Consider the following 23,080-nt stretch of genomic DNA (forward strand, 5'->3'; position numbering starts at 1 on the left):
GAAAAGTAAGCGACGCAAAGCGCCTTGCCTGTCAGGCAGCCTTTTGCTTCGCGAGTTCCTCGTCGCGCAGCGCGCGGCGCAGAATCTTGCCGACGTTGGTTTGCGGCAGCTCGTCGCGGAACTCGACGAGCTTCGGCACTTTGTAGCCCGTCAGATTCTTGCGGCAATGGGCGATCACCTGTTCCGCGGTCAGCGACGGGTTGCGCTTGACGATGAACACCTTCACGCGCTCGCCCTGGGCTTCGTCGGGCACGCCGATTGCGGCCACCTCGCGCACATCCGGATGCGCGGCGATCACGTCTTCGATTTCATTCGGATAGACGTTGAAGCCCGACACCAGGATCATGTCCTTCTTGCGGTCGATCAGGCGAATGAAGCCGCGCGAGTCCATCACGCCGATGTCGCCGGTAGCGAGCCAGCCTTCGTCGTCGATCACCTTGGCGGTTTCGTCCGGGCGATTCCAGTAGCCTTTCATCACCTGCGGTCCCTTCACGCACAATTCGCCCGCTTCGCCGATGCCGGCCCAACTGCCGTCGTCTTTCTTGAAGCGCACCTGGGTGGACGGCGCGGGCAGACCGATCGAGCCTTCGAAGTCGCGCATGTTGCTCAGATCGACCGGATTCATCGAGACGATCGGCGAGCATTCGGTGAGGCCATAGCCTTCGATGATCGGCTTGCCGGTGACGGCCTTGAAACGCTCGGCCACCGACTTCTGCGTCGCCATGCCGCCGGCCATCGCGAGTTTCAGGTTCGAGAAGTCGCGCTTGCAGAACTCCTCGTTGTCGAGGAACGCGTTGTAGAGCGTATTCACGGCGGTCATGCCGGTGAATTTCTCGTGACGGATGATCATCATCACGCGTTTCATGTCGCGCGGATTGGCGATCAGGATGTTGCGCCCGCCGAGTCCCATGAAGATGAGCGCGTTCACCGTCAGCGAGTAGATGTGATAAAGCGGCAGCGGCGTGAGTACGGTTTCGATCTCGCCGGTCAATTGGCCTTCGGACCACGCTTTCGCCTGCAGCAGATTGGCGATGATGTTCTTGTGCGTGAGCATCGCCCCCTTGGCGACGCCGGTGGTGCCGCCGGTGTATTGCAGGAATGCGATGTCGTTGTGCGCGAGACGCACGGGCGTGACCGGCCGCGTGTAACCGGTTGCGAGCGCGCTGAGCAGCGGCACCGCTTGCGGCAGGTTGTACGCGGGCACCATCTTCTTCACGTGACGCAGCATGAAGTTGAGCAGACGTCCCTTCAGATTCAGGCCGTCGGCGAGCAGATCGCCGAGACCCGTCACGATGACGTTCTGGATCTTGGTGCCGGGCAGCGAGTCTTCCACCGTCTTCGCGAAGTTCTCGAACACGATGATCGTGGTCGCGCCGCTGTCCTTCAACTGATGCGCGAGCTCGCGCACGGTGTACAACGGATTCACGTTGACCACCACGCCGCCGGCTTTCAGCACGCCGAACAGCGCCACCGGATACTGGAACGTGTTCGGCAGCATGATAGCGACACGCTCGCCGGGCTTCACGCCGATGCTCTGCAGATACGCGGCGAACGCGGTGGCCTTGCGGCCCAGTTCGCCGTAGGTCAGGTTCGCGCCGACGCTCACATACGCAACCCGCTCGCGGAACTTGGCGACGCACTCGTCGAAGAACTGCGGAATCGATTCGTATTGTCCGACGTCGATGTCATGCGGTACGTCCGACGGGTAGGAGGCATACCAGATGCCGTCGGTGTTCGGCGCTGCATGCGTGGCGCTGGTCGCATGCGCGGCATTCACAGCATTCACAGCATTCACGGCGGCCGACGCCTGATCGGCGGGCGAGAGCGGGGTTTGAGCGGGCTGGGTCATCGGTCGTCTCCAGAAGCGGTGGCTTCATCTGTTTGTGTGCTGGTCGTGCGGCCAGTCATCCGAGCGTGCGTCGAAGCAATCCAAAGCAAAGTTTGCAGCAATCTTTCGTGAAGCAACACTATTCGTTGAGGCGAACGAGGTGCGGCGGATCAACGCTCCAGAATCGCCACCACGCCCTGGCCACCCGCCGCGCAGATTGAGATCAACCCGCGCGCGGTGCCGGCTGGCTTGTCGAGTTGCGCGAGCATTTTCGCGAGACCGGCGACGATGCGCCCGCCGGTCGCCGCGAACGGATGGCCGGTGGCAAGCGAGCTGCCGTTCACGTTCAGCTTCGCGCGGTCGATCGCGCCGAGCGGCCCGGGCAAGCCGAGCTGCGTGCGGCAATATTCGTCATCCTGCCACGCGGTGAGCGTGCACAGTACCTGGGCGGCGAACGCCTCGTGAATTTCGTACAGATCGAAGTCCTGCAGCGTGAGGCCAGCGCGCGCGAGCATGCGCGGCACTGCATAGGCCGGCGCCATCAGCAGGCCTTCTTTCTTGTCGAAATAGTCGACCGCGGCGGTTTCGGACCAGCTCAGATAGGCGAGCACCGGCAAGCCATGTCGAGCCGCCCAGTCCTCGCTCGCGAGTAGCACGGCGGAGGCGCCGTCGGTGAGCGGCGTCGAATTGCCGGCGGTCAGCGTGCCGGCGTCGCGGTCGAATACCGGCTTCAGGCTCGCGAGTTTTTCGAGCGTGAGGTCGGCGCGCAGATTGTTGTCGCGCGAGAGGCCGCGATACGGCGTCATCAGATCGTTGACGAAACCGCGTGCGTACGCTTCGTTGAGCTTGCGGTGGCTGTCGTACGCGAGCACGTCCTGCGCCTCGCGCGAAATGTTCCAGCGCTTGGCCATCAGCTCGCAATGCTCGCCCATTGACAGGCCGGTGCGCGGCTCGCCGTTGCGCGGCAACAGCGGCTTGAAGAACATGCCGGGCCGCAGTTTGGTCAGCGCGCCGACGCGCTGCCCCGTGCTGCGGCTGCGATTCACTTCGAGCAGGATCTTGCGCATCCGTTCGTTGACGCCGATCGGCGCGTCCGAGGTCGTATCCACGCCGCCCGCGATGCCCACTTCGATCTGCCCCAGCGCGATCTTGTTGGCGACGAGGATCGCCGCTTCGAGTCCGGTGCCGCAGGCCTGCTGTACGTCGTAGGCGGGCGTTTCCTTCGCGAGCGTGGTGGACAGCACCGCTTCGCGCGTCAGGTTGAAGTCGCGCGAATGCTTGATGACGGCGCCCGCCGCGACTTCGCCCAGCCGCTCGCCGTGCAGGTTGTAGCGATCGATCAGGCCTTGCAGCGTGAAGGTCAGCATGTCCTGATTCGACGCGGTCGCGTACGCGGTGTTCGAGCGGGCGAACGGAATCCGGTTGCCCCCGACAATGGCTACGCGGCGCACGGCTGGCTGCGGGTGGGTCATGCTCGGCTCCTTGAGGTTCTTGTTGTGATGCGGCGGCTCATAGCAGTTTCCACTGCATGCGGCCACGCAGATGCGGTTTTTCGCCGCTGATGTCGCGCACTTCGATATCCCGTTCGATCAGCGAAGCCGACGCGCTCCACAATGACGCCTCGCCGGGCAGCAGCATCGGCAATTTGAATTCGGCGCTGAGCGTGCCTTCGGCGAGCGGCTTGGGCGGCTGCAGCGCGGCGGCGGCGCGCGCCAGCGTCCACATGCCGTGCGCGATCGCGCGCGGAAAACCGAAGGCTTTCGCGGACAGCGCGCTGAGGTGGATCGGGTTGTAGTCGCCGGAGACCTTCGCGTAGTCGCGGCCCAGTTGCGACGGCAACTGCCAGCGCGCGATACGCTGCAGCGCCTCGGGCCCGAGTTCGAGCGGCGCGAGCGCGCTGCCGGTCGCCGGCACGCCGCGTTTCAGATAGACGCTGTCGCCGTCCCACACCGCTTCGCCGCGCCGGTACAGGCGCGTGTGCAGGACGAACGCCTGACCCTTGTCGTGACGCAGCAGCGCGCCGAACTCGACCTCGACGCGCAGCAGGTCTTTATAGGCGAGCGGGCGGCGCAGGCGCACGTGATTAGCCAGATGCACGAGCCCGAGCGCCGGCCACGGAAACGCGGGATCGGTCAGCATCAGCAGATGCAACGGAAACGCGAGCAGATGCGGATAGGTGAGCGGCACGCCGTGCTCGGGGATGAAGCCGCATACACGCGCGTAACGCCAGACCGCGCCTGGATCGAGCGCGACGGCGGGGCGCACGAGGCGCAGCGCCGGCAGTTGCGTGGGCCGGCCGCGCTTGACGATGCCCGACAATGCGCGCGCATAGAGTTTGGCCGGCGCGGGCAGCGGTTCGACCACGACGGTTTTGGGCCGGACCGCGTCGGCCCGGCGCTCGCCGAATGCGCTGGATGCGTCGGATGTACCCGATGCACCGGATGCGCCGCTGTCGTCGAACGGATCACCGGGCTCGGCCATGCTCACGCTCCAATCAGGCTTTGGCCGCACACGCGCACGATCTGGCCGCTGACCCCCGCCGACCCCGGATGCGCGAGCCACGCGATGGTCTGCGCGACGTCGACCGGCTGGCCGCCCTGGCTCATCGAGTTCATGCGGCGGCCGGCTTCGCGAATGGCGAGCGGAATCTTCGCGGTCATCTGCGTTTCGATAAAGCCGGGCGCGACCGCGTTGATCGTGATGCCGCGCGCGCGCAAATGCGGCGCCATGCTCTGCACCCGGCCGATCACGCCGGCCTTCGACGTCGCGTAATTGGTCTGGCCGAGATTGCCGGCAATGCCGCTGATCGACGACACCGCGACGATCCGGCCGCCGTCGCGCAGAATGCCGGCGGCGAGTAACGCGTCGTCGATCCGTTCCTGCGCGCTGAGGTTGATGTCGATGACGTTTTGCCACGCGGCGTCGGTCATCTTCGCGATGGTTTTGTCTTTCGTGATGCCGGCGTTGTGCACGACGATGTCCACGCCCTGTTCGTCGAGCGCGGCGGCGATCTGTGCGGGCGCTTCGGGCGCGGCGATGTCGAACGCGAGCGCGGTGCCGTTCAGTTGACGCAGCGTGGCGTCGAGCGCGTCGCGCGCCGACGGAATGTCGATGCCGATCACGTGCGCGCCTTCGGCCGCCAGCGCGCTCGCAATCGCGGCGCCGATGCCGCGTGCCGCGCCCGTGACGACCGCGCGCCGGCCGGCGAGGGGTTGGGTCCAGTCGAAGTCGGGCGGGGGCAAGGTGGGGCTGGTGGCGGTGCTCACCGTGCCGATCCGCACCACCTGACCCGACACATACGCCGAGCGTGGCGACAGAAAAAATCGCAACGTCGCTTCAATCCCGCTTTCAGCGCCGCGTTCGACATAGACGAGGTTCGACGTGATACCGCGCCGCGCCTCCTTGCCGAGCGAGCGCGTGAGGCCTTCGAGCGCGCGCTGCGCGGTCCACTGACGCGGATTCGCGCAGCTCTCCGGCGGCCGCCCCAGCACGACGATGCGACCGCACTTGCCGAGCGAGCGCAGCGTGTCGTGAAAGAAACCATGCAGCGGTTCAAGCTGGCTGCTGTCTTCAATGCCGCTCGCATCGAACAGCAGCGCGGCAAGCCGACCGTGCGAACCGCCATCCGCGGCTTCGAAGCGGCCGGTCATCAAACCGCGGCGATTCGCGAGCGGCACCCATAGCCCGGCGCTTTCATGCGCGACGCTGGTCACGCCGATGCTCGCCACCAGATTCGCGAGCGCGTCCAGCAGATGCGGTTCGCGGCCCGCGCCGAGCGCCACCATGCCGCTGAATTCGGGCTGGTCCGCGCGATAGCGGTGCAGCACCTCGGGCTTCGGCAAGCCGAGCGAACGCGCGAGGCGCGCGCCGAACGGCGAGTTGACGAAGTTCAGGTATGAGTCGTTCATAGAGTGATTTGCTCCGCTGGCCACGTCCCGTACGAATTCTCCCCGGCGGGCGCCTCGAAGCTTGCCCCGTTAAGGCATGCCTCGTTGAGCGCCACTTCAAGGGGTGCCTCGAAGCCGGCCCCCTTGTGGGACGTCAAACGTGTGTCAGTGTGCACTGAGTTCGGCGCCACGGGTGCGCCATCCCCGGATGTTTTTTTCATACGGTTCTTTCCGCGCTCAAGCTGCCATTTCCAACGCCTTTTCGAGCGACTCCTTGCGCTTCTGCAAACTCGCGAACAGGTCGAAGTCGGCGGGGAAGTCGTCGACCTTCACGACGTGCGCGCCGTAGCGGGCATAGTCGTCCAGCACGCGGCGCTCGTCGGCGTCGATCAGGCCTTGGCGCTGCGCCGCGTCGGTCCACGCGCCCAGTTGCGGCAGGCTTTGCGGCATCGGTTCGAGCAGGCCCTGCTTGACGGCTTCACGCAGCTTCTGGTCGATCTGCGTGAAGCGCGGATTCAACTGGAACACCAGTTCGCCGTAGCCGAGCGCATCCACGTCGGGATGCGGCACGTACGAGTCCGACACCAGGCGGTCGCGCGCCGCGCCGGGCGTCTGCATCAACTCGGCGATCTCGCTGCCGAGACTGTCGGCCGGCTCGCGGTAGGGCAGCCCGAACGGGAACGCGAGCACGCGCACGAGGCCCGCGGCGAGGCGGTTCGGATAGTTGGCGAGCACGCCGTCGAGCGCGTGTTGCGCCTTGTACAGCGAGTCTTCCACCCCCCAGCGCACCAGAGGCAGATCGTCCTGCTGACGGCCTTCGTCTTCGAAACGCTTGAGCGTTGCCGAAATCAGGTAGAGCTGCGACAGCACGTCGCCCAGTCGTCCGGAGAGGCGTTCACGACGCTTCAGGTCGCCGCCGAGCACGAACATGGAGACATCGGCGAGCAACGCGAATGCGGTCGATATACGCGTCGCCGCGCGGTAGTACGCGTGCAGCGGCGCGTACGCCGTGCGTGGCGCGGCGATCACCGCGCCGCCCGTGACGCCGTAGACCAGACTGCGCACCACGTTGGACAGCGTGAAGCTGACGTGGCCGAAGAACGCGTCGTCGAAATCGCGCAAGGCTTTAGCGTGATCGGTTTCGCGGGTCGCGGCCATTTCCTTCAGCACGTACGGATGACAGCGAATCGCGCCCTGGCCGAAGATGATCAGGCAGCGCGTCAGAATGTTCGCGCCTTCCACGGTGATCGCGATTGGCACCTGCTGATAGGCGCGCGCGAGAAAGTTCGACGGCCCCATGCAGATGCCCTTGCCGGCGGCGATATCCATGCCGTCGTTGATGACCATGCGGGCGCGTTCGGTGATGTGATACTTCGCGATCGCCGAAATCACCGACGGTTTTTCGCCGAGGTCGACCGCATGCGCGGACAGGCGCCGCGCGGCGTCCATCACGTACAGGTTGCCGCCCATGCGGCCGAGCGCTTCCTGCACGCCCTCGAACTTGCCGACGGCGGTGCGGAACTGGCGGCGTACCGCCGCATAGGCGCCGGTGCCGCGCACGGCAATTTTCGCCATGCCCACATTCGACGACGGCAGCGAAATCGCCCGGCCCGCCGCAAGACATTCCATCAGCATGCGCCAGCCGTTGCCGACCTGCGCGCGGCCGCCGATCACCCAGTCGAGCGGAATGAAGACGTCCTTGCCCGAGTTCGGACCGTTCTGGAACACCGCATTCAACGGCCAGTGACGGCGGCCGATATTCACACCCGGATGGTCGGTCGGAATCAGCGCGCAGGTAATGCCGGGTTCATCGTTCGAGCCGAGCAGATGGTCGGGATCGAGCGCGCGGAACGCAAGGCCGAGCACGGTCGCAATCGGACCGAGCGTGATGTAGCGCTTGTCCCACGTGACGCGAAAGCCCAGCGTTTCACGGCCTTCGAACGTGCCCTTGCAGACAATGCCGACGTCGGGAATCGCTGCGGCGTCGGAACCCGCGTATGGACTCGTCAACGCGAAGCAGGGGATTTCTTCGCCGCGTGCGAGGCGCGGCAGATAGTGGTTCTTTTGCTCTTCGGTGCCGTAGTGCATCAGCAATTCGGCGGGGCCGAGCGAGTTCGGCACCATCACCGAAACGGCGGCGGCCGAGCAGCGCGTGGCGAGCTTCATGATGACCTGCGAATGCGCGTACGCGGAGAACTGTTTGCCGCCGTACTGCTTCGGAATGATCATGCCGAGAAAGCCGCGTTCCTTGATGTACTGCCAGGTTTGCGGCGACAGGTCCTGCCAGATCATGGTGGTTTCCCAGTCGTTCGCGAGATCGCAGAGCTGCTCGCATTCGACGTCTAGGAACGCCTGTTCTTCCGCCGTCAGCGTGGCGGGACCGTAGCCGAGCAGCGTGTCCCAGTGCGGGCGTCCCGAGAACAGTTCGGCGTCCCACCAGACCGTGCCGGCTTCGATCGCGTCGCGCTCGGTCGGCGACATCTCCGGCAGGATCTTGCGGAATACGTCGAGCACCGGTTTCGTGAGCCACGCGCGGCGCAGCGGCTTCACCGCGAGGACAAGGGCAGGGAGGACGAACACAATCGCGAGCAACGTCGTCGCCACCGGGCCCGTTGCGCCGCTGATATGCGCGGCTGCGACCCAGACGACCAGGAAGGCCAGCCACCAGGCGGCGCGCGCCTGAACGTAGACGAGCGCGAGGGCGGCAATAACGAGCACTAGGATGAACCACGGCATGACGTTTCCTCCTGTTTCGATGGTGCGTGCGAACGCCTCCACGGGGCGCGGACGGGCTCGCGTTCTGTTGATTCCGTTTCTGCGGTTCGCGGGCGGCGTTGCCGGTGTCGTGTCTCCGTTCTCGGTTCGACACCGCGACGTCGCTTAGGTGCGGGTTTTAGACGGGCTGTTCGACTCTGCGTTTTTCATGAGCACGTTTCATTCCGCGTTGCGCGTGGACGGACCGTCACGGTGCCGTCCACGTTGAACTGCTCGACGTATTGCTTTGCTTTTGCGTTGCGTTTGCATTGCTTCTGCTTTGCCTCGCATGCGTGTTGTGGTCACGCCGTGCCGTGCAGTGCGTGCTGAAACGAACTTGCGTCCATCGCGCCGCCGCGATGTTCGCCGTCGCGCGTATCCGCTGCATCCGCTTCTGTCGACTGCATTGCGCCTTGCGCCGATTGCGCCGATTGCGTCACGCCGGCGGGGTTCGCCGCCTGCGCGGCGCTTTGCAGCGGACAGTCCGCACCGCTCTCCGTCGCGTCGCCCAGCACCGCGGCGAACGCGGCCAGTTGCGTACTGTCGGGCAGCGGTGCCTTGAGCGCGGCCACCATCAGCGACGCAAGACGCGCGATCAACTGCAGGTCGTTCATCGACTTGCCCTGCGAGAACTCGGAGATCAGGCTGTCGGTATCGGTGCCGGCCAGCACACCCGACAACGCGCCGATCGCGAAGTGCAACCGCCAGCCGAGTTCCTCGCGCGGCAGATGCGGCAACGCACGCTGAAACGCGTCGAAAAAGCGCACGGCCACCGACTCGTAATGCGCATTCAGAAAGTCGCGAATGAAGGACGACGGATCCGTATACGCGCGCCCCAGCAAGCGCAGAAACGCCTTGCCGCCCACCCGCGGATCGCGCGACAAACGCAGCGCCGGAATGAACATCGCGCCGAGCACGTGCTCGCAGGTCAGACGTGCGCCGAGCATGTCGTCGAAGCGGTCGAGCAGCTTGAGACGCTCCTGATTGAGCTTGTCGAGGCGGCGCGACAGCATCGAGTGAATCAGCGATTCCTTGCTGCCGAAGTGATAGTTGACTGCCGCGAGATTCACTTCGGCCCGCGAAGTAATCTGGCGCAGCGACATCGCCTCGTAGCCGCATTCGATAAAGAGGGTTTCCGCGGCGTCGAGGATGCGGGACTTCGTATCGCCGGCGTGCCGGCCTGTTGTGCGAACTGCCATGTTGCGTCTCCCAGTTGCCGGGCGTCCGGCCCGCAAACAAGCGATTCAAATGTTTATTTGAAACAGCCGTTTTTTTCAGGATAAGAAGGATGAGGACTGCGATCAAGTGTCTGCTGTGGACTAACTCCTCTAGAAGACCTGACGAAAGTCTGGCTTTCCCGGTTTGCGCGGTGCGTCAAAACGCGCGGAAATAAAAAAGGCCGTTCCGATCGAAATCGGAACGGCCTCGTATGGCGTTGCTACTCTGTTTGGCCCTGCTTATAGCTGCATTCTCTATGCGACGCTGGCTTCGCGTCGTGGCGGATCGAGCCGCCTTTGCGCCTATTGTGCCCTAATGCGGCCGCGAGTGGGCCAGCAAAATAGCTGTTTAGTTCGAACGCTTGAATCTAGGCCACGGCCTCTTTCGCCGACTGCGTCATGTCGATGCCGCGACGCTCGCGGCTAAACGGAATCAGCACCGCGATCACCACCGCGACGATGCCGATCACCGTGCCCATGATCAGCGCGTAGTTGTTGCCGTGCGCTTCCGCGGCGCTCGCTTGCAGCGGGCCGTTCACCGACGCGATCAGATTGCCGAGCTGATACACGAGACCCGGGAACGTGGCGCGGATTTCATCGGGCGAGATTTCGTTCAGGTGCACCGGAATCACACCCCATGCGCCTTGTACGGAGATCTGCATCAGGAATGCGCCGAGCGCGAGCAGAATCGGCGTGCTCGAAAACGCCCACAGCGGCAGCACCGGCAACGCGATCAACGCGGCGATAAAGATGGCGCGCTTGCGGCCAATCTTCTCCGACAACGAGCCGAAGAACAGCCCGCCGCAAATCGCGCCGACGTTCAGCGTGATCGTGATCCACGACACCGTGTGCGCGTCGAACTGATGCTGCACGCGCAGGAAGGTTGGATACAGATCCTGCGAGCCGTGCGAGAAGAAGTTGAACGCGGTCATCAGAATGATCGCGTAGATCGACAGGCCGACGTTCTGCTTCAGCGTAGCGAGCAGACCCGGACGGGTTTTCTTTTCGAGCGTCTTGAACGCGGGCGACTCCGGCACGTGCGCGCGCACATAGAGCACGAGCAGCGCGGGCAACACGCCGACGAAGAACATGCCGCGCCAGCCGATGTATTGATAGAACACGCCGAACACCACCGACGCGAGCAGGTAGCCGCTCGGGTAGCCGGCCTGCAGCAATCCGGAGACGAAGCCGCGCGATTTCGGCGGGACGGTTTCCATGGTCAATGCGCCGCCGACGCCCCATTCGCCGCCCATCGCGATACCGAACAGCGCGCGCAGCACGAGCAGGGTGGCCAGGTTCGGCGAGAAGCCGGACAGCAATTCGAGCAGCGAGAAGCACGCGATGTTGACCATCAGCGTGGGACGGCGGCCGTATTTGTCGGCGAGCCAGCCAAAAATCAATGCGCCGACCGGACGCATCATCAAGGTCAGCATGATGCCGAAGGCAACCGCCGGGATTTTCGTATTGAACTCCGCCGCGATATCTTTCAATACGAACACCATTAGAAAGAAATCGAATGCGTCGAGTGTCCAGCCCAGATAGGCGGCGATCGTGACGTTTCTCTGTTCCCGTGTCCAGCTCATTGATTGTTCTCCTGAGTCTCTAATAACCCGTGTGTGACGACGGGCGGCTCTGCAGCCCCGCAGCCCCGTGGCATGGGCTTTGAGCGAGTGTACGCCGAGCGTTAAGCGCTTGCATGAATGAACGCACTTTTATCCGTATTAATCCCTGGAACGGAATTGATGCCGCATTGCGATGCAGGCTTTATGTTTGGTTAATGTAATTATTGTATTGATTCTGTTTTATTTTAAGTTGGTTATTTGTAATGTTTGTTTAATGTCGGTTCGAGTCGGGAAAGGGTCGATTTGATAGCTGCATGGCGGGCGCGGATAGAGGCGCCGCTCGCATGATTCCGGTTGGCGGCGTGCGAAGACGGCGGGTATAACAGCGGCTCACGGCGTCCGCGCTGCAGTGACTACATTGACAGGGGAGACCACCAAACTATGACCATTCCGCATCTATGCCTGCTGATTGTTGCGCTGCTGCCGTTTCCGTGGACGATGCTCGCGAAAGGCAGCAAGCGTTACGACAACCGTGCACCGCGTGCGTATCTCGCCGGACTCGACGGCTGGCGCGCGCGTGCGCAAGCTGCGCATCAGAACGCGTGGGAAGCGCTGGCGATGTTCACTGCTGCGATCGTCGTGGCCGCCCAGGCAAGCGGGGCGAGCACGAGGGTCGACGCGCTGGCGATTGCGTTTGTCGTCGTCCGTGTGCTGCATGGCGTGTTTTATGTCGCGAATCTGGCGTCGCTGCGTTCGCTGGCGTGGTTTGTCGGCGTGGCGTGCGTGGTGTCGATCTTCGTTGTGTCGATGCATTGAGTCGGGCGGATTGCGTTGTTGTTTCGGTGACGCGCAAGCGGCCCCCACCGAAACAACCACGCCCGAAAGGCAGGGCGTCTAACCTATGCGTTAAGCGCATTAGTCGAGATTAAAAATTAATTGGACTCATGCTGCGTTGCGAAATAATATGGCGAAATTCACTCCCCTTTTGCTTCCGCTTACGCGCTATGTCCGTCAAATCCCTCACTTCACAACCGGTGCGCCGCGAACGGGGTTCGCTGCCGGCGCTGGCCGTGGTCACCTTGCTGACCGGCCTCGGCGCCGGTCTCGGCGGCATGTTGCTCGCGTTGCTGCTGCACGGCATTCAGCACCTTGCCTACGGTTATAGCGTCACCCATCTGATCAGCGGCGAAAGTTTTCTGCAGGGCGTGAGCGCCGCGGCGCCCGAGCGTCGCGTGCTCGTGCTGATGTTGTGCGGACTGGTGGCGGGGCTCGGCTGGTGGGCGCTGTATCGTTTCGGCCGCCCGCTCGTGAGCATCCGGCAAGCCGTCAAATCCGACGATCCGCAAATGCCGCCGCTGAGCACAACCGTTCACGCTGTGCTGCAGATCGTCACGGTCGCGTTGGGTTCGCCGCTCGGCCGTGAGGTGGCGCCGCGTGAGATCGGCTCGATGCTGGCCGGCTGGCTGTCGCGGCGGGCGGGGTTGTCGGTCGCGCAGAGTCGCATCATGGTGGCGTGCGGCGCGGGCGCTGGGCTTGCCGCGGTCTATAACGTGCCGCTCGGCGGCGCGGTGTTCGTGCTCGAAGTGCTGCTCGGCACATTCGGCTGGACGGCGTTGGTGCCGGCGATCGTGACGTCGGCGGTGGCCGCGCTGGTCGCGCAGGCGGGATTGGGCAACGAGCATCAGTACCTCGTGCCGTCGCTGACGCTGAGCGTGTCGCTGGTGGTGTGGTCGGTTGTGTGCGGGCCGATTTTCGGTGCGGCGGCGTGGGGTTTCACCGAGATCACGAAGCGTTCGCGCGCAGCGGCGCCGAAGGATTGGCGTCTGCCGGTGTTGTCGCTGCTGAACTTCGCGATCGTCGGCGTGCTGGCCATGCATTTTCCGCAACTGCTCGGCAACGGCAAAGGACCGGCGGGCCTCGCGTTCGACGGCGGCTTGACGATCGGCCTCGCCGCGATGCTACTGGTGCTGAAGGTCGTGATCACCGTCAGCAGTTTGCGCGCGGGCGCCGAAGGTGGTTTGCTGACGCCGGGACTCGCGAATGGCGCATTGCTGGCGATCGTGCTCGGCGGACTGTGGAGTCTGGTGTGGCCGGGCGCCTCGTTGGGCAGCTTCGCGGTAGTCGGTGCGACGGCGTTTCTGGCCGCTTCGATGCAGATGCCGATTACGGCTGTCGTGCTGATGTTCGAATTTACCCGCGTGAGCCAGGACTTTTTGATTCCTGTGCTGTTCGCCGTCGGCGGCGCGTATCTGGGTTTTCAGGCGTGCGCGAAGTGGTTGCCGTCGCTGCAGTTGGGTTTCGGTTTCAATTGGGGCGCGGGGAGTAAAGCGCGATAAGTTTTTTGCGCGTGGCCTCTGGCCTTTGCGGACGTTGTTATACGGTCGGCGCGAAGGCCTACTACTCGCCGCGTCGTCCCGCCCATTCGCGGTTTCTTCCAAGGCCATTGCAGGGCGGCCCCTGCGATAGAGTTCGCCAAGCCTGGCCGCTATGATTTTAATCCCCTCTATAATGCTACCCTAAGAAATAAGACAAAAAATCAGGTTGCTGTATTTCGCAAATTTTTTGAATAGTGGTGGTTTATTTGTGATCGGGGAATCATCTATGGATGATCGTGTTTTTTTGTTAAAACCGTGCAGGGCTACTGATGCTCAGCCGGCAATGAGTCCAGTCAGGGTGGCGGCGAAGCAGTTGGCGGGCATCGAAACATGCGTGATATTGGATCTGAATATTCTCAATCGTTTCAAGGAATATCTGGGCTGTTCAGCCGTTGGCCGATCTGAAGAGTTACGTGGCGATATCGAATCAATAAAAAAATATCTCGATACCCCCTTCATGCTGACAGCGGCGGGTTTTGCTCTGGGTGAGGCGGACGAGTCTTATCTGGACGTGCTGGTCGATTCGTATGAGAGTTTTCTGAAAGCTGAGTTGCCTGGGTATGTCGATGCTCCAAATTCCGTTCCGGCCGGAACAGATCGTGCCCGGTCACGTAAATATCTGCTCTTGCCGGAATCGGAACAACAGCTTTTCTCTGTTGCACATCTCGCGCTACTCAAGATCCACGATATCCTGATCCATGAGAAAAAGGCATCGCCGGAGGCCAGGTTTGACCTGTACCTTGAATATATGGATGGCGTTGCCGACGTTATTCCGGGTATTGAAACAGAAGTTGCGAAGCACTGCTTTTTTGTTTCGCCCGAAGAATCGGGCGATGAATTTACAAAAAAATCCAGATCGGTGCGGAAGAATTTTAATAAAGGAGGAAAAGGAGAAGTGCGGGTCGATAGAGTTCTGAATGGAGCACGAGACATCATGTACATTCGAAGTGCTGCGATGATGGATGGTAAGAGTCTCGACGGCAAGGTTCAGGACACGTGGTTGCTCACGTGTGACGCGGGCGTCGCGGCACTTAGTAATCTGATTTACTTTTACCCGGTGGAGGGCGAAAGGGCGAAATTCACCACGTTCGTCGATAGCTCCTTTCGGGAAAAGAATAGCTTTTGGCGTTATGCCGACCGGACAACGGAAAGTCTTCTAAAGGAGCGGAGTTCGACTCGCCATAACAGGCAGGGCTTCTGTGACGAGGCGCACATCCGATCACTCACGGATCTGGCGCGAGAGCTCAGTGTGAGCCTTGCGAAGCCATCACAAGTCTGAATGCGTCGGTTGACGGCAGCGTACACGCGTCGAGCCCAATAGCGAACGATGCTTGTGGAAGAGACTGATCCGATCAGCGAGGAGGTCGGTACGAAGTAGGGTGCCGAAAGTCTTCGGACAAACAAAAAACCCCGTAAGACGATTAATCTTACGGGGTTTCTCGAACTACTTTCGGCTTAAGCCGGAACAACTTGTGGTGCCCAGGAGAGGACTCGAACCTCCACGGTGTTGCCACCGCTAGGACCTGAACCTAGTGCGTCTACCAATTCCGCCACCTGGGCACGTGTTCAAACTAGACCGCTATTTTAGCGTGAAGATTCAGCGTGTCAACCCTGCCGACAAACAAACTTCGCTGCTTCAACCGCCCGGTTAAATCGTGCGGCGAAGTGAAACTTCACCACCGACTACCGTCCTGCCAACTCCATGAAAACTACCCGATTGCTTCCCAACCGCGGGAACCGGATCAACTAGTCTCACACAAAAAGTAAAGCCGCCCGTAGGCGGCTTTACTTTTGAATCTGGTGCCCAAGAGAGGACTCGAACCTCCACAGTGTTGCCACCGCTAGGACCTGAACCTAGTGCGTCTACCAATTTCGCCACCTGGGCAGGTGATGAACTGCAAAGAACGCCATTATAGCGACCGATTCAGGCCTGTCAAGCGTTTCTGGGAAGTTTCTAAGAACTTGCTTAAACATCGCGATAGCGAGTCCGCACGCGTTTCGCGACGATGTCATATCGACGGCACAGCGACTATTGACGGGCCGCTTGGCGCGCGAGACGGGTGTTAGAATGCCCCGCAGTAGTTCGTTGGCACGGTGCACACACGCCCGTCGGACTCAGCCTTGAACGAGCCGGACCCGAGAGAGTCTTTCCTGTGCAATCGCAAGTGCAACTCAAGCGCCAAGCAAACGCTTCCTAAAGCCGAGCCACATCGCCGACCGACGTCCATGCAACGAGAAAAAATCATCGACAAGCCCTTGAGCAAATTCCCGTATCCGATTCCAAGCCGCGAAGAAATTCTGGGCGTCCTGCGCACGAGCGAAGCGCCACTGGCCGCGAACGACATCGCCGAAGCCCTGTCGATCAAGCGCCAGGAACGCGAAGGATTTTTCAAGCGCTTAGGCGCCATGGAGCGCGACGGCCAGATCCGGCTCGATCAGCGCAATCTCTACCAACTCACGCATCCGTCGAACTTCGTCGGGGGCCGTGTGCAAGGTCATCGCGACGGTTTCGGTTTCCTGATTCGCGACGACGGCCAGGACGATCTGTTCCTGCCCACCGGCGAAATGCAGAAGGTCATGCACAACGACCGGGTGCTCGCGCGCATCGTCGGGTATGACCGGCGCGGGCGTCCGGAAGGCCATATCGTCGAGGTCACGGACCGCGCCAACAAGCGCGTGATCGGCCGTCTGCTGAACGAGAACGGCGCGTTGATCGTGGCGCCTGAAGACAAGCGTATCGGCCACGACATCCTGATCCAGCAGAACACCAAGAAGGCCAAGGTCGGCCAGGTGGTGGTGGTCGAGCTGACCGATTTCCCGAGCCGTCATTCGCAGCCGCTCGGCCGCGTGGTGGAAGTGCTCGGCGATATCGACGATCCCGGCATGGAAATCGAAATCGCGGTGCGCAAGTACGGCGTGCCGCACGAGTTCAGCCAGGCCGCGCTCGACGAAGCCGCCAGGCTCCCCGACGAAGTCCGTCCGGTGGACGCGCGGCATCGCATCGATCTGCGCGACGTGCCGCTCGTCACGATCGACGGCGAAGACGCGCGCGACTTCGACGACGCCGTGTACTGCGAGCCGGTGCAGGTGGGCCGTGGCGATGGCTTCCGCCTGATCGTGGCGATCGCGGACGTCTCGCACTACGTGCATCCGAAGAGCGGGCTCGACGCCGACGCGATCGAACGCAGCACCTCGGTGTATTTCCCGCGCCGCGTGATTCCGATGCTGCCGGAGAAGCTGTCGAACGGTTTGTGTTCGCTGAATCCGCACGTCGACCGTTGCGTGCTGGTGTGCGACATGATCGTCACCGCGCGCGGCGAAGTGAAGGCCTATCAGTTCTACCCCGGCGTGATCAATTCCGCCGCGCGTCTGACCTACACGGAAGTCGCCGCGGTGCTGAAAAACACCAAGGGTCCGGAGGCCACGCGCCGCGCTGCGTTACTGCCGCAGTTGCAGAATCTGTACGGCGTGTACAAGTCGTTGTTCGCGGCGCGTCAGAAGCGCGGCGCGATCGACTTCGACACCACCGAGACGTACATCGTCTGCAATGCGCAGGGCAAGATCGAACAGATCATCCCGCGCACCCGCAACGACGCACACAAGCTGATCGAGGAATGCATGCTGGCCGCGAACGTCTGCGCGGCCGACTTCCTCAAGCGCAACAAGCATCCGGGTCTGTTCCGCATCCACGCGGGCCCGACCCCGGAAAAGCTCGAGAATCTGCGTACGTTCCTGCGCGGCATGGGCCTCTCGCTGGCCGGCGGCGACAAACCGCACGCGAGCGACTACGCCGCGCTGATGGCGCAGATCCGCGAACGGCCCGACGCGCAGATGCTGCAAACCATGCTGCTGCGCTCCATGCAGCAAGCGGTCTACAGCCCGGACAACATCGGCCACTTCGGTCTCGCGTATGAGGCGTATGCCCACTTCACGAGCCCGATCCGCCGTTATCCCGACCTGCTTACGCACCGCGCGATCTACGCGATCCTGCAGGGCCGCAAGTATCAGCCGGAGGCGCCGCAAGGCGTCGAGTTGAACACGGCGCTGTCGCCGCGTGCTCGCGCCATGCAGCAGGCCGACGAAGAAAAACGCGGCCGGGCGCGCGCGAACAATGTGGCGATCTGGGAAGAGCTCGGTCTGCATTGCTCGGCCAACGAACGCCGCGCCGACGAAGCCTCGCGCGACGTCGAAGCCTGGCTGAAGTGCTACTTCATGCGCGACAAGCTCGGCGAAGAGTACGGCGGCATGGTGAGCGGCGTCACGTCGTTCGGTATTTTCGTGCAGCTCGATTCGCTGTTTATCGAAGGCCTCGTGCACGTCACCGAACTCGGCTCGGACTACTTCCAGTACGACGAGATCAAGAACGAGTTGCGCGGTGAGCGCACCGGCATCCGCTACCGTTTGTCGGATCGCGTGCGCGTGCAGGTGAGCCGCGTCGATCTGGATGCGCGCAAGATCGACTTCCGCCTCGTGCGCGATACGCCGATCAAGCCGCCGGCAGCGCGTGGCGCGTTGGCCGACAAGTCGTCGGGTGAAAGCGGCGGGGCGCGTGTACGCTCGTTGCCGCCCATGGACGGCGGTGGCGGTGGTAACGCCTCCGCGCCGGGAGCACGGCGCAAGAAAGCGGCGCCGGCGCAAACCGTCGCGGTGAAGGAAGCGCGCGCGGCGCGCGGCGCGGCGAAGAAGCATGGCGCCGCGGCCAAGCCGGCAGCGAAATCGCAGGCTCGCAAGAAGCGCTGAAGCGGCCTTGTTTTAGAACCGCGCGCATCGGGTACGGAGCAACGTACCGGTTGCGCGCGGTGTTCGTTTTAACGCGGTCAAGTAATCGAGCAAAACCTGCAAGCGGGTAGCGTAACGAAGCGCCCAGCCAAGTACTCAAGCTCGTCTTCATCACAGCAGCGCGCGTTGCAGTCGCGCTCAATCAAAGGTTGTATCAGTCATGTCACGTCTCAAGGTTTTATACGGTTTCCACGCAGTGACCGCGCGTATGCGTCACGATGCGTCGACGGTCGAAGAGGTCTATTACGACGCAACGCGTAAAGATCGTCGCATGACCGAATTTCTGCACACGGCGAAAGAAGCCGGCGTGCGTCTGATCGCCGCCGACGAAACGCGTCTGTGGGGACTCTCGCACACCGAGCGTCACCAGGGCGTGGTGGCGCGCGCGACCGACATGCCGCTCGCGCAGAACCTGGCGGAACTGCTCGACGGTATCAACGGTAAGGCGCTGATTCTGGTGCTGGACGGCGTGACCGATCCGCACAACCTCGGCGCGTGTCTGCGTGTGGCGGATGCCGCCGGCGCGCATGCGGTGATCGCCCCGCGCGATCGCGCGGTCGGGTTGAACGCGACGGCGGCGAAGGTCGCGAGCGGCGCGGCGGATACCGTGCCGTACATCACCGTGACGAATCTGGCGCGCGCGCTGCGCGAGTTGAAGGACGCGGGCGTGTGGGTGGTCGGCACGGCCGACGAGGCGACCAAAAGCCTGTACGAAACCGAGCTCGACGGTCCGGTCGCGTTGGTGATGGGTGCGGAAGGCGAGGGCATGCGCCGTCTCACGCGCGATACCTGCGATATGGTGATGCAGATTCCGATGGCCGGCACGGTGGAGAGTTTGAACGTTTCCGTGGCGAGCGGCGTCTGTCTGTTCGAAGCGGTGCGTCAGCGTTCGGTGAAGAAGTAATTCGCGGAAGTAATCCCCGAGCCCCCACGCGCCACTCCGGTAAACTAGCCGTTTTTACTGCACGCCAGCCTCTCCCATGACTCAAGACGAACTCAAGCAACTGGTCGGCCAGGCCGCCGCCGACTACGTGAACGCCACCGTGCCGGAAGGCTCGATCATCGGTGTCGGCACCGGCTCCACCGCGAACTGTTTCATCGACGCGTTGGCCGCCAGCAAGTCGCGCTATCGCGGTGCGGTGTCGAGCTCGCTCGCCACCACCGCGCGTTTGCAATCGCATGGCTTCAAGGTGCTCGACCTGAACGAAATCGATTCGCTGCGCGTGTATGTGGATGGCGCCGACGAGATCGACCACAGCGGCGCGATGATCAAGGGCGGCGGCGGCGCGCTGACGCGCGAGAAAATCGTCGCGTCGGTGTCGGACGTATTCGTCTGTATCGCGGATGCGAGCAAGCTGGTCGACACGCTCGGCAACTTCCCGTTGCCGATCGAAGTGGTGCCGATGGCGCGTACCGCGATCGGCCGCCGCATCACCGCGCTGGGCGGTGTGCCGGTGGTCCGTGTGACGAAAGAAGGCGTGCCGTTCATTACCGACAACGGTAACGAAATCATCGACGTCAAAGGTCTGCGCATTAGCGATCCGCGCACGCTGGAAATGCATGTCAACGCATGGCCGGGCGTGGTGACGGTGGGTCTGTTCGCAGGCCGTGGCGCGAATCTGTGCCTGCTCGGTACAGATACCGGCGTTGAAACGATCGAGTACAGCAAGGACTGATCGAGCTTCGTTTGAGCCGCGCGTGAGTCTGTTGAAAAAGGCTTGCGCGCGCATTCTTCAGTGGGTTTCAAAACCCCACGACGGTCCGCGCATCCACTAGCGCCGCGACCCAAGCATCAACCACGCATCAACCTACGCTTCTTCCCGCCTCATCGCGCAGCCCGCCGGATCGCCTGCGTCATCTTCTCCAGATACTGCTCCACCGAAAACGCCGACCGCGCATCATCCCGCGCCTGTCGCGCAAGCCGCTGCGCGAGTACGGGATCGTCGCGCAACGCGCCGATCGCGTCCGTCAATGCGCCGACGTCGCCAGGTTTCACCAGCCAGCCATTGTGCCGATGCCGCACGATCTCGGTCACGCCGCCCGCCGCCGCGGCAATCACCGGGCGCGCCGCCGCCATGCCTTCGACGATCACACGGCCAAACGGCTCGGGCTCTGTCGACGTGTGCAGGATCACATCCATCGCGCTCATCCACGCGGGCACGTCGTCCTGAAAGCCCGCGAAGTGCACGCGATCCGCAATCCCTAACGCCGCTGCCTGCTCGTGCAGGCGCTGCGCGTACGCGTCCTCACCAAAGAGCGGCGCACCGACCAGCACAAGATGCGCCCCAGGCAAACGCGCGATCGCGTCGAGCGCGACGTGCTGGCCTTTCCACGGCGCGAGCCGGCCGAAGAGACCCGCGAGCCACGCATCGGCGGGCAAGCCGAGCCGCCGCCGCAACGCGGCGATGCCAGCACCGTCGGCACTAGTAACGGCACCGTCGGCACCATCAACACCTTCCACACGGCTGAACGCAGCCGCATCGATGCCGTTGTAGATCACCGGCACCGAGTCCGCCGCGACACCCGTCAACGCCGCGAGCGAGCGCGCCGAGGCCTGCGAATTCACTATTACCTGATCGACCGCGAAACGCACCAGCCATTTGACGACATTCAACTGCACGCGGCCGAAATGGTTGCGCGTAAGAATATCGTGCTGATACCAGATCACCGGTTTGCGATGCAGCGGTTTGCCGAGCACGCCGAGCACCAGCGCCTTTTGCGTATTAAGAAACAGCACGTCGAAATCGCGTGCGCGCGCGGCGATTGCCCGCACCTGGCGAAACATGCCGGGTAGGACGCGCAAGCAGTTCCATCCCGACGCCTGTCGCGCGATGCCCGACACGCGCGCATCGCTGATCACCTGCACGCGCGCGCCAAGCGCTTCGAGCCGCGTACGGAACGGACCGTCGGACAGCAGCACGACTTCGCTGTAGGCGGCGCAATGTCCGGCCAGTTGCAGCAGTGCGAATTCGGCGCCGCCGAGCTGTCCGCTCTGATCGACGAACAGCACGGTGGGCGACACGGGCGCACGCGCGGCTTCGATCGTCGTTACGTCTGAAGCGAAAGGCGCGACAGGCGCAACGGAAGCAACGGAGCCAGCAGAACCCACAGAAGCGCCCAAAGCAGGCGACGCACCAGACGTCTCGATCGGTACAGGCTGAATACGCGGCAAAGCATGAAGAGGAGGCGAAGCGTCGATCGTCGGGCGCATAGGAAGGCGAGTGATTGAGAGGCGCGGATTCGCAAGAGGCGAACCGCGATGCTTAATTATTCGCGCACTGTCGCGCGTCGAATGTGGGCACGCGCACGCACGGCAAACGATGCGACACCTACACTCTTCGCTAAGCCCTGGAGGCGTTTATCAATAGGTGGGGAGATCATGAGAGTGGCGATCGTGCACGACTGGCTCGTCGCACCGGGTGGCGCCGAGAAGGTGCTCGAACAGATCATCGAATGCTTTCCCGACGCGGATCTTTTCAGTCTTGTCGACTTCCTCGAAGACCGCAGGCCGCTCGGCGGAAAACCGGTCACCACGTCGTTCATTCAGCGCCTGCCGTTCGCACGGCGGCGCTATCGCGCGTATCTCGCGTTGATGCCGCTAGCGGTCGAACAGTTCGATCTGTCCGGCTACGATCTGATCATTACGAGTTCCTACGCGGTCGCCAAGGGCGTGCTGGTCGGCCCGGATCAAACCCACGTGAGCTACGTGCATTCGCCCATGCGCTACGCGTGGGATCTGCAGCATCAATATCTGCGTGAAGCGAATCTGCTGACCGGCCCGAAGTCATGGGCCGCGCGTGCCTTGCTTCACTATCTGCGCGGCTGGGACTCGCATTCGGCGAACAGCGTCGATCGTCTGATCGCGAATTCGCAATTCGTCGCACGACGCGTGATGAAAACCTATCGACGTGACGCGGCCGTGGTGCCGCCGCCCGTCGACGTGCACGAATTCGAACTGTGCACGACCAAGGAAGACTTCTATCTGACCGCGTCGCGGATGGTGCCGTATAAGCGCATCGATCTGATCGTCGAGACGTTCAGCGCGACGCCGCACCGGCAATTGATCGTGATCGGCGATGGGCCGGAAATGGCGGCAATTCGCGCCAAGGCCGGCCCGAACGTGACGATTCTCGGCTACCAGCCCTTCGAAGTGCTCAAGGACCATTTGCAACGCGCGCGCGCGTTCGTGTTCGCCGCTGAAGAAGACTTCGGCATCGTGCCGCTCGAAGCGCAAGCCTGCGGCACACCGGTGATCGCATACGGCAAGGGCGGGGCGCTCGAAACAGTGGTGCCGATCGGCGAGCCGCATCCCACAGGCGTGTATTTCGCGCGCCAGACCGTGGTGTCGATGCTCGGCGCGATCGATCGTTTCGAACGGCAACGTGACCAGATCACGCCGGCCGCGTGTCGCGCGAACGCCGAACGTTTTTCGGCGGCGGTGTTCCGGCGCGCGTTCATGGCCGAAGTCACGCGCACGATCGCCGCGGGCGGGCTGCGCCAACGGCTTAGCATCGTGGAACGCAACGAACCGGACCTCGCCGCGCCCGAGTTGGGATGGTCCGGCGAGCCGGCACAGGAAAGCAGTTGGGGACGTTGAAGCACGCGTGCGCAGGAATATGGTTTAAACCGGCGCGTGTGTGCGCGTACGTGTGCGTCTGCTCGCGACGATGCGCACGCA

Annotated in this window: 15 protein-coding genes and 2 tRNA genes; 7 read left to right on the plus strand and 10 right to left on the minus strand. The window is 62.9% G+C overall.

All coding sequences use genetic code 11. From position 1 onward, the window contains the following. Positions 1-31: 31 nt before the first annotated feature. The 7 genes from HWY05_RS08320 to HWY05_RS08350 form a co-directional block, all read right to left on the minus strand. A complete protein-coding gene (locus HWY05_RS08320; protein WP_176058020.1) occupies positions 32-1,849 on the minus strand; it encodes an AMP-binding protein in 1,818 nt (605 codons plus the stop codon). Positions 1,850-1,998: 149 nt separating this feature from the next. Then, entirely contained in the window at positions 1,999-3,300 is a 1,302-nt protein-coding gene (locus HWY05_RS08325) for an acetyl-CoA C-acetyltransferase (RefSeq protein ID WP_035550799.1), read from the minus strand. Positions 3,301-3,337: 37 nt separating this feature from the next. Continuing rightward, positions 3,338-4,309, minus strand: a complete 972-nt coding sequence (locus HWY05_RS08330) for a MaoC/PaaZ C-terminal domain-containing protein (RefSeq protein WP_035550797.1) — start codon at positions 4,307-4,309, stop codon at positions 3,338-3,340. Positions 4,310-4,311: 2 nt separating this feature from the next. Next, positions 4,312-5,736: a 3-oxoacyl-ACP reductase gene (locus HWY05_RS08335; RefSeq protein WP_035550794.1), complete on the minus strand. Its 1,425-nt coding sequence runs from the start codon at positions 5,734-5,736 to the stop codon at positions 4,312-4,314. 216 nt (positions 5,737-5,952) lie between these two features. Further along, positions 5,953-8,451, minus strand: a complete 2,499-nt coding sequence (locus HWY05_RS08340; protein WP_176058021.1) for an acyl-CoA dehydrogenase — start codon at positions 8,449-8,451, stop codon at positions 5,953-5,955. A 320-nt stretch (positions 8,452-8,771) separates the two neighbouring features. Then, a complete protein-coding gene (locus tag HWY05_RS08345; protein WP_176058022.1) occupies positions 8,772-9,668 on the minus strand; it encodes a TetR/AcrR family transcriptional regulator in 897 nt (298 codons plus the stop codon). 386 nt (positions 9,669-10,054) lie between these two features. Further along, on the minus strand, positions 10,055-11,269 hold the full coding sequence (locus HWY05_RS08350) for an MFS transporter (RefSeq protein WP_035550784.1): 1,215 nt from the start codon (positions 11,267-11,269) through the stop codon (positions 10,055-10,057). A gap of 420 nt (positions 11,270-11,689) precedes the next feature. On the opposite strand from HWY05_RS08350, the gene HWY05_RS08355 reads away from it, so the two are divergent. The 3 genes from HWY05_RS08355 (at position 11,690) to HWY05_RS08365 (ending at position 14,902) form a co-directional block, all read left to right on the plus strand. After that, positions 11,690-12,064 (plus strand): MAPEG family protein, encoded by a 375-nt coding sequence (locus tag HWY05_RS08355; protein ID WP_176058023.1) that lies wholly within the window; start codon positions 11,690-11,692, stop codon positions 12,062-12,064. A 188-nt stretch (positions 12,065-12,252) separates the two neighbouring features. Beyond that, positions 12,253-13,584: a chloride channel protein gene (locus tag HWY05_RS08360; protein ID WP_176058024.1), complete on the plus strand. Its 1,332-nt coding sequence runs from the start codon at positions 12,253-12,255 to the stop codon at positions 13,582-13,584. A gap of 265 nt (positions 13,585-13,849) precedes the next feature. After that, positions 13,850-14,902, plus strand: coding sequence for a hypothetical protein (locus HWY05_RS08365; protein ID WP_176058025.1), 1,053 nt, complete (start codon positions 13,850-13,852; stop codon positions 14,900-14,902). Positions 14,903-15,096: 194 nt separating this feature from the next. Here HWY05_RS08365 and HWY05_RS08370 read toward each other — a convergent pair. Together HWY05_RS08370 and HWY05_RS08375 are read right to left on the minus strand one after the other, a co-directional pair. Further along, positions 15,097-15,183: transfer RNA gene (locus HWY05_RS08370), tRNA-Leu, on the minus strand. 238 nt (positions 15,184-15,421) lie between these two features. Next, positions 15,422-15,508: transfer RNA gene (locus HWY05_RS08375), tRNA-Leu, on the minus strand. A gap of 341 nt (positions 15,509-15,849) precedes the next feature. Here HWY05_RS08375 and rnr point away from each other — a divergent pair. The 3 genes from rnr (at position 15,850) to rpiA (ending at position 20,078) form a co-directional block, all read left to right on the plus strand. Further along, complete coding sequence (rnr, locus tag HWY05_RS08380; RefSeq protein ID WP_176058026.1) at positions 15,850-18,363, plus strand: ribonuclease R; 2,514 nt, start codon at positions 15,850-15,852, stop codon at positions 18,361-18,363. 199 nt (positions 18,364-18,562) lie between these two features. Next, complete coding sequence (gene rlmB / locus HWY05_RS08385) at positions 18,563-19,306, plus strand: 23S rRNA (guanosine(2251)-2'-O)-methyltransferase RlmB (RefSeq protein ID WP_035550768.1); 744 nt, start codon at positions 18,563-18,565, stop codon at positions 19,304-19,306. Between the two features lie 76 nt (positions 19,307-19,382). Beyond that, positions 19,383-20,078, plus strand: coding sequence for a ribose-5-phosphate isomerase RpiA (gene rpiA, locus HWY05_RS08390; RefSeq protein ID WP_035550766.1), 696 nt, complete (start codon positions 19,383-19,385; stop codon positions 20,076-20,078). A gap of 149 nt (positions 20,079-20,227) precedes the next feature. Here the strand turns inward: rpiA and HWY05_RS08395 are convergent, their stop codons facing one another. Beyond that, a complete protein-coding gene (locus HWY05_RS08395) occupies positions 20,228-21,424 on the minus strand; it encodes a glycosyltransferase family 4 protein (protein WP_244146554.1) in 1,197 nt (398 codons plus the stop codon). A 357-nt stretch (positions 21,425-21,781) separates the two neighbouring features. On the opposite strand from HWY05_RS08395, the gene HWY05_RS08400 reads away from it, so the two are divergent. After that, on the plus strand, positions 21,782-22,999 hold the full coding sequence (locus HWY05_RS08400) for a glycosyltransferase family 4 protein (RefSeq protein ID WP_176058028.1): 1,218 nt from the start codon (positions 21,782-21,784) through the stop codon (positions 22,997-22,999). Positions 23,000-23,080: the final 81 nt, after the last annotated feature.

The organism is Paraburkholderia sp. BCC1876, assembly GCF_902833695.1.
GTDB lineage: Bacteria > Pseudomonadota > Gammaproteobacteria > Burkholderiales > Burkholderiaceae > Paraburkholderia.

Bases quoted from the DNA above. Each gene is read 5' to 3' on its own strand.
- HWY05_RS08320 (WP_176058020.1), bottom strand. From the start codon at position 1,849: ATGACCCAGCCCGCTCAAACCCCGCTCTCGCCCGCCGATCAGGCGTCG.
- HWY05_RS08325 (WP_035550799.1), bottom strand. From the start codon at position 3,300: ATGACCCACCCGCAGCCAGCCGTGCGCCGCGTAGCCATTGTCGGGGGC.
- HWY05_RS08330 (WP_035550797.1), bottom strand. From the start codon at position 4,309: ATGGCCGAGCCCGGTGATCCGTTCGACGACAGCGGCGCATCCGGTGCA.
- HWY05_RS08335 (WP_035550794.1), bottom strand. From the start codon at position 5,736: ATGAACGACTCATACCTGAACTTCGTCAACTCGCCGTTCGGCGCGCGC.
- HWY05_RS08340 (WP_176058021.1), bottom strand. From the start codon at position 8,451: ATGCCGTGGTTCATCCTAGTGCTCGTTATTGCCGCCCTCGCGCTCGTC.
- HWY05_RS08345 (WP_176058022.1), bottom strand. From the start codon at position 9,668: ATGGCAGTTCGCACAACAGGCCGGCACGCCGGCGATACGAAGTCCCGC.
- HWY05_RS08350 (WP_035550784.1), bottom strand. From the start codon at position 11,269: ATGAGCTGGACACGGGAACAGAGAAACGTCACGATCGCCGCCTATCTG.
- HWY05_RS08355 (WP_176058023.1), top strand. From the start codon at position 11,690: ATGACCATTCCGCATCTATGCCTGCTGATTGTTGCGCTGCTGCCGTTT.
- HWY05_RS08360 (WP_176058024.1), top strand. From the start codon at position 12,253: ATGTCCGTCAAATCCCTCACTTCACAACCGGTGCGCCGCGAACGGGGT.
- HWY05_RS08365 (WP_176058025.1), top strand. From the start codon at position 13,850: ATGGATGATCGTGTTTTTTTGTTAAAACCGTGCAGGGCTACTGATGCT.
- rnr (WP_176058026.1), top strand. From the start codon at position 15,850: ATGCAACGAGAAAAAATCATCGACAAGCCCTTGAGCAAATTCCCGTAT.
- rlmB (WP_035550768.1), top strand. From the start codon at position 18,563: ATGTCACGTCTCAAGGTTTTATACGGTTTCCACGCAGTGACCGCGCGT.
- rpiA (WP_035550766.1), top strand. From the start codon at position 19,383: ATGACTCAAGACGAACTCAAGCAACTGGTCGGCCAGGCCGCCGCCGAC.
- HWY05_RS08400 (WP_176058028.1), top strand. From the start codon at position 21,782: ATGAGAGTGGCGATCGTGCACGACTGGCTCGTCGCACCGGGTGGCGCC.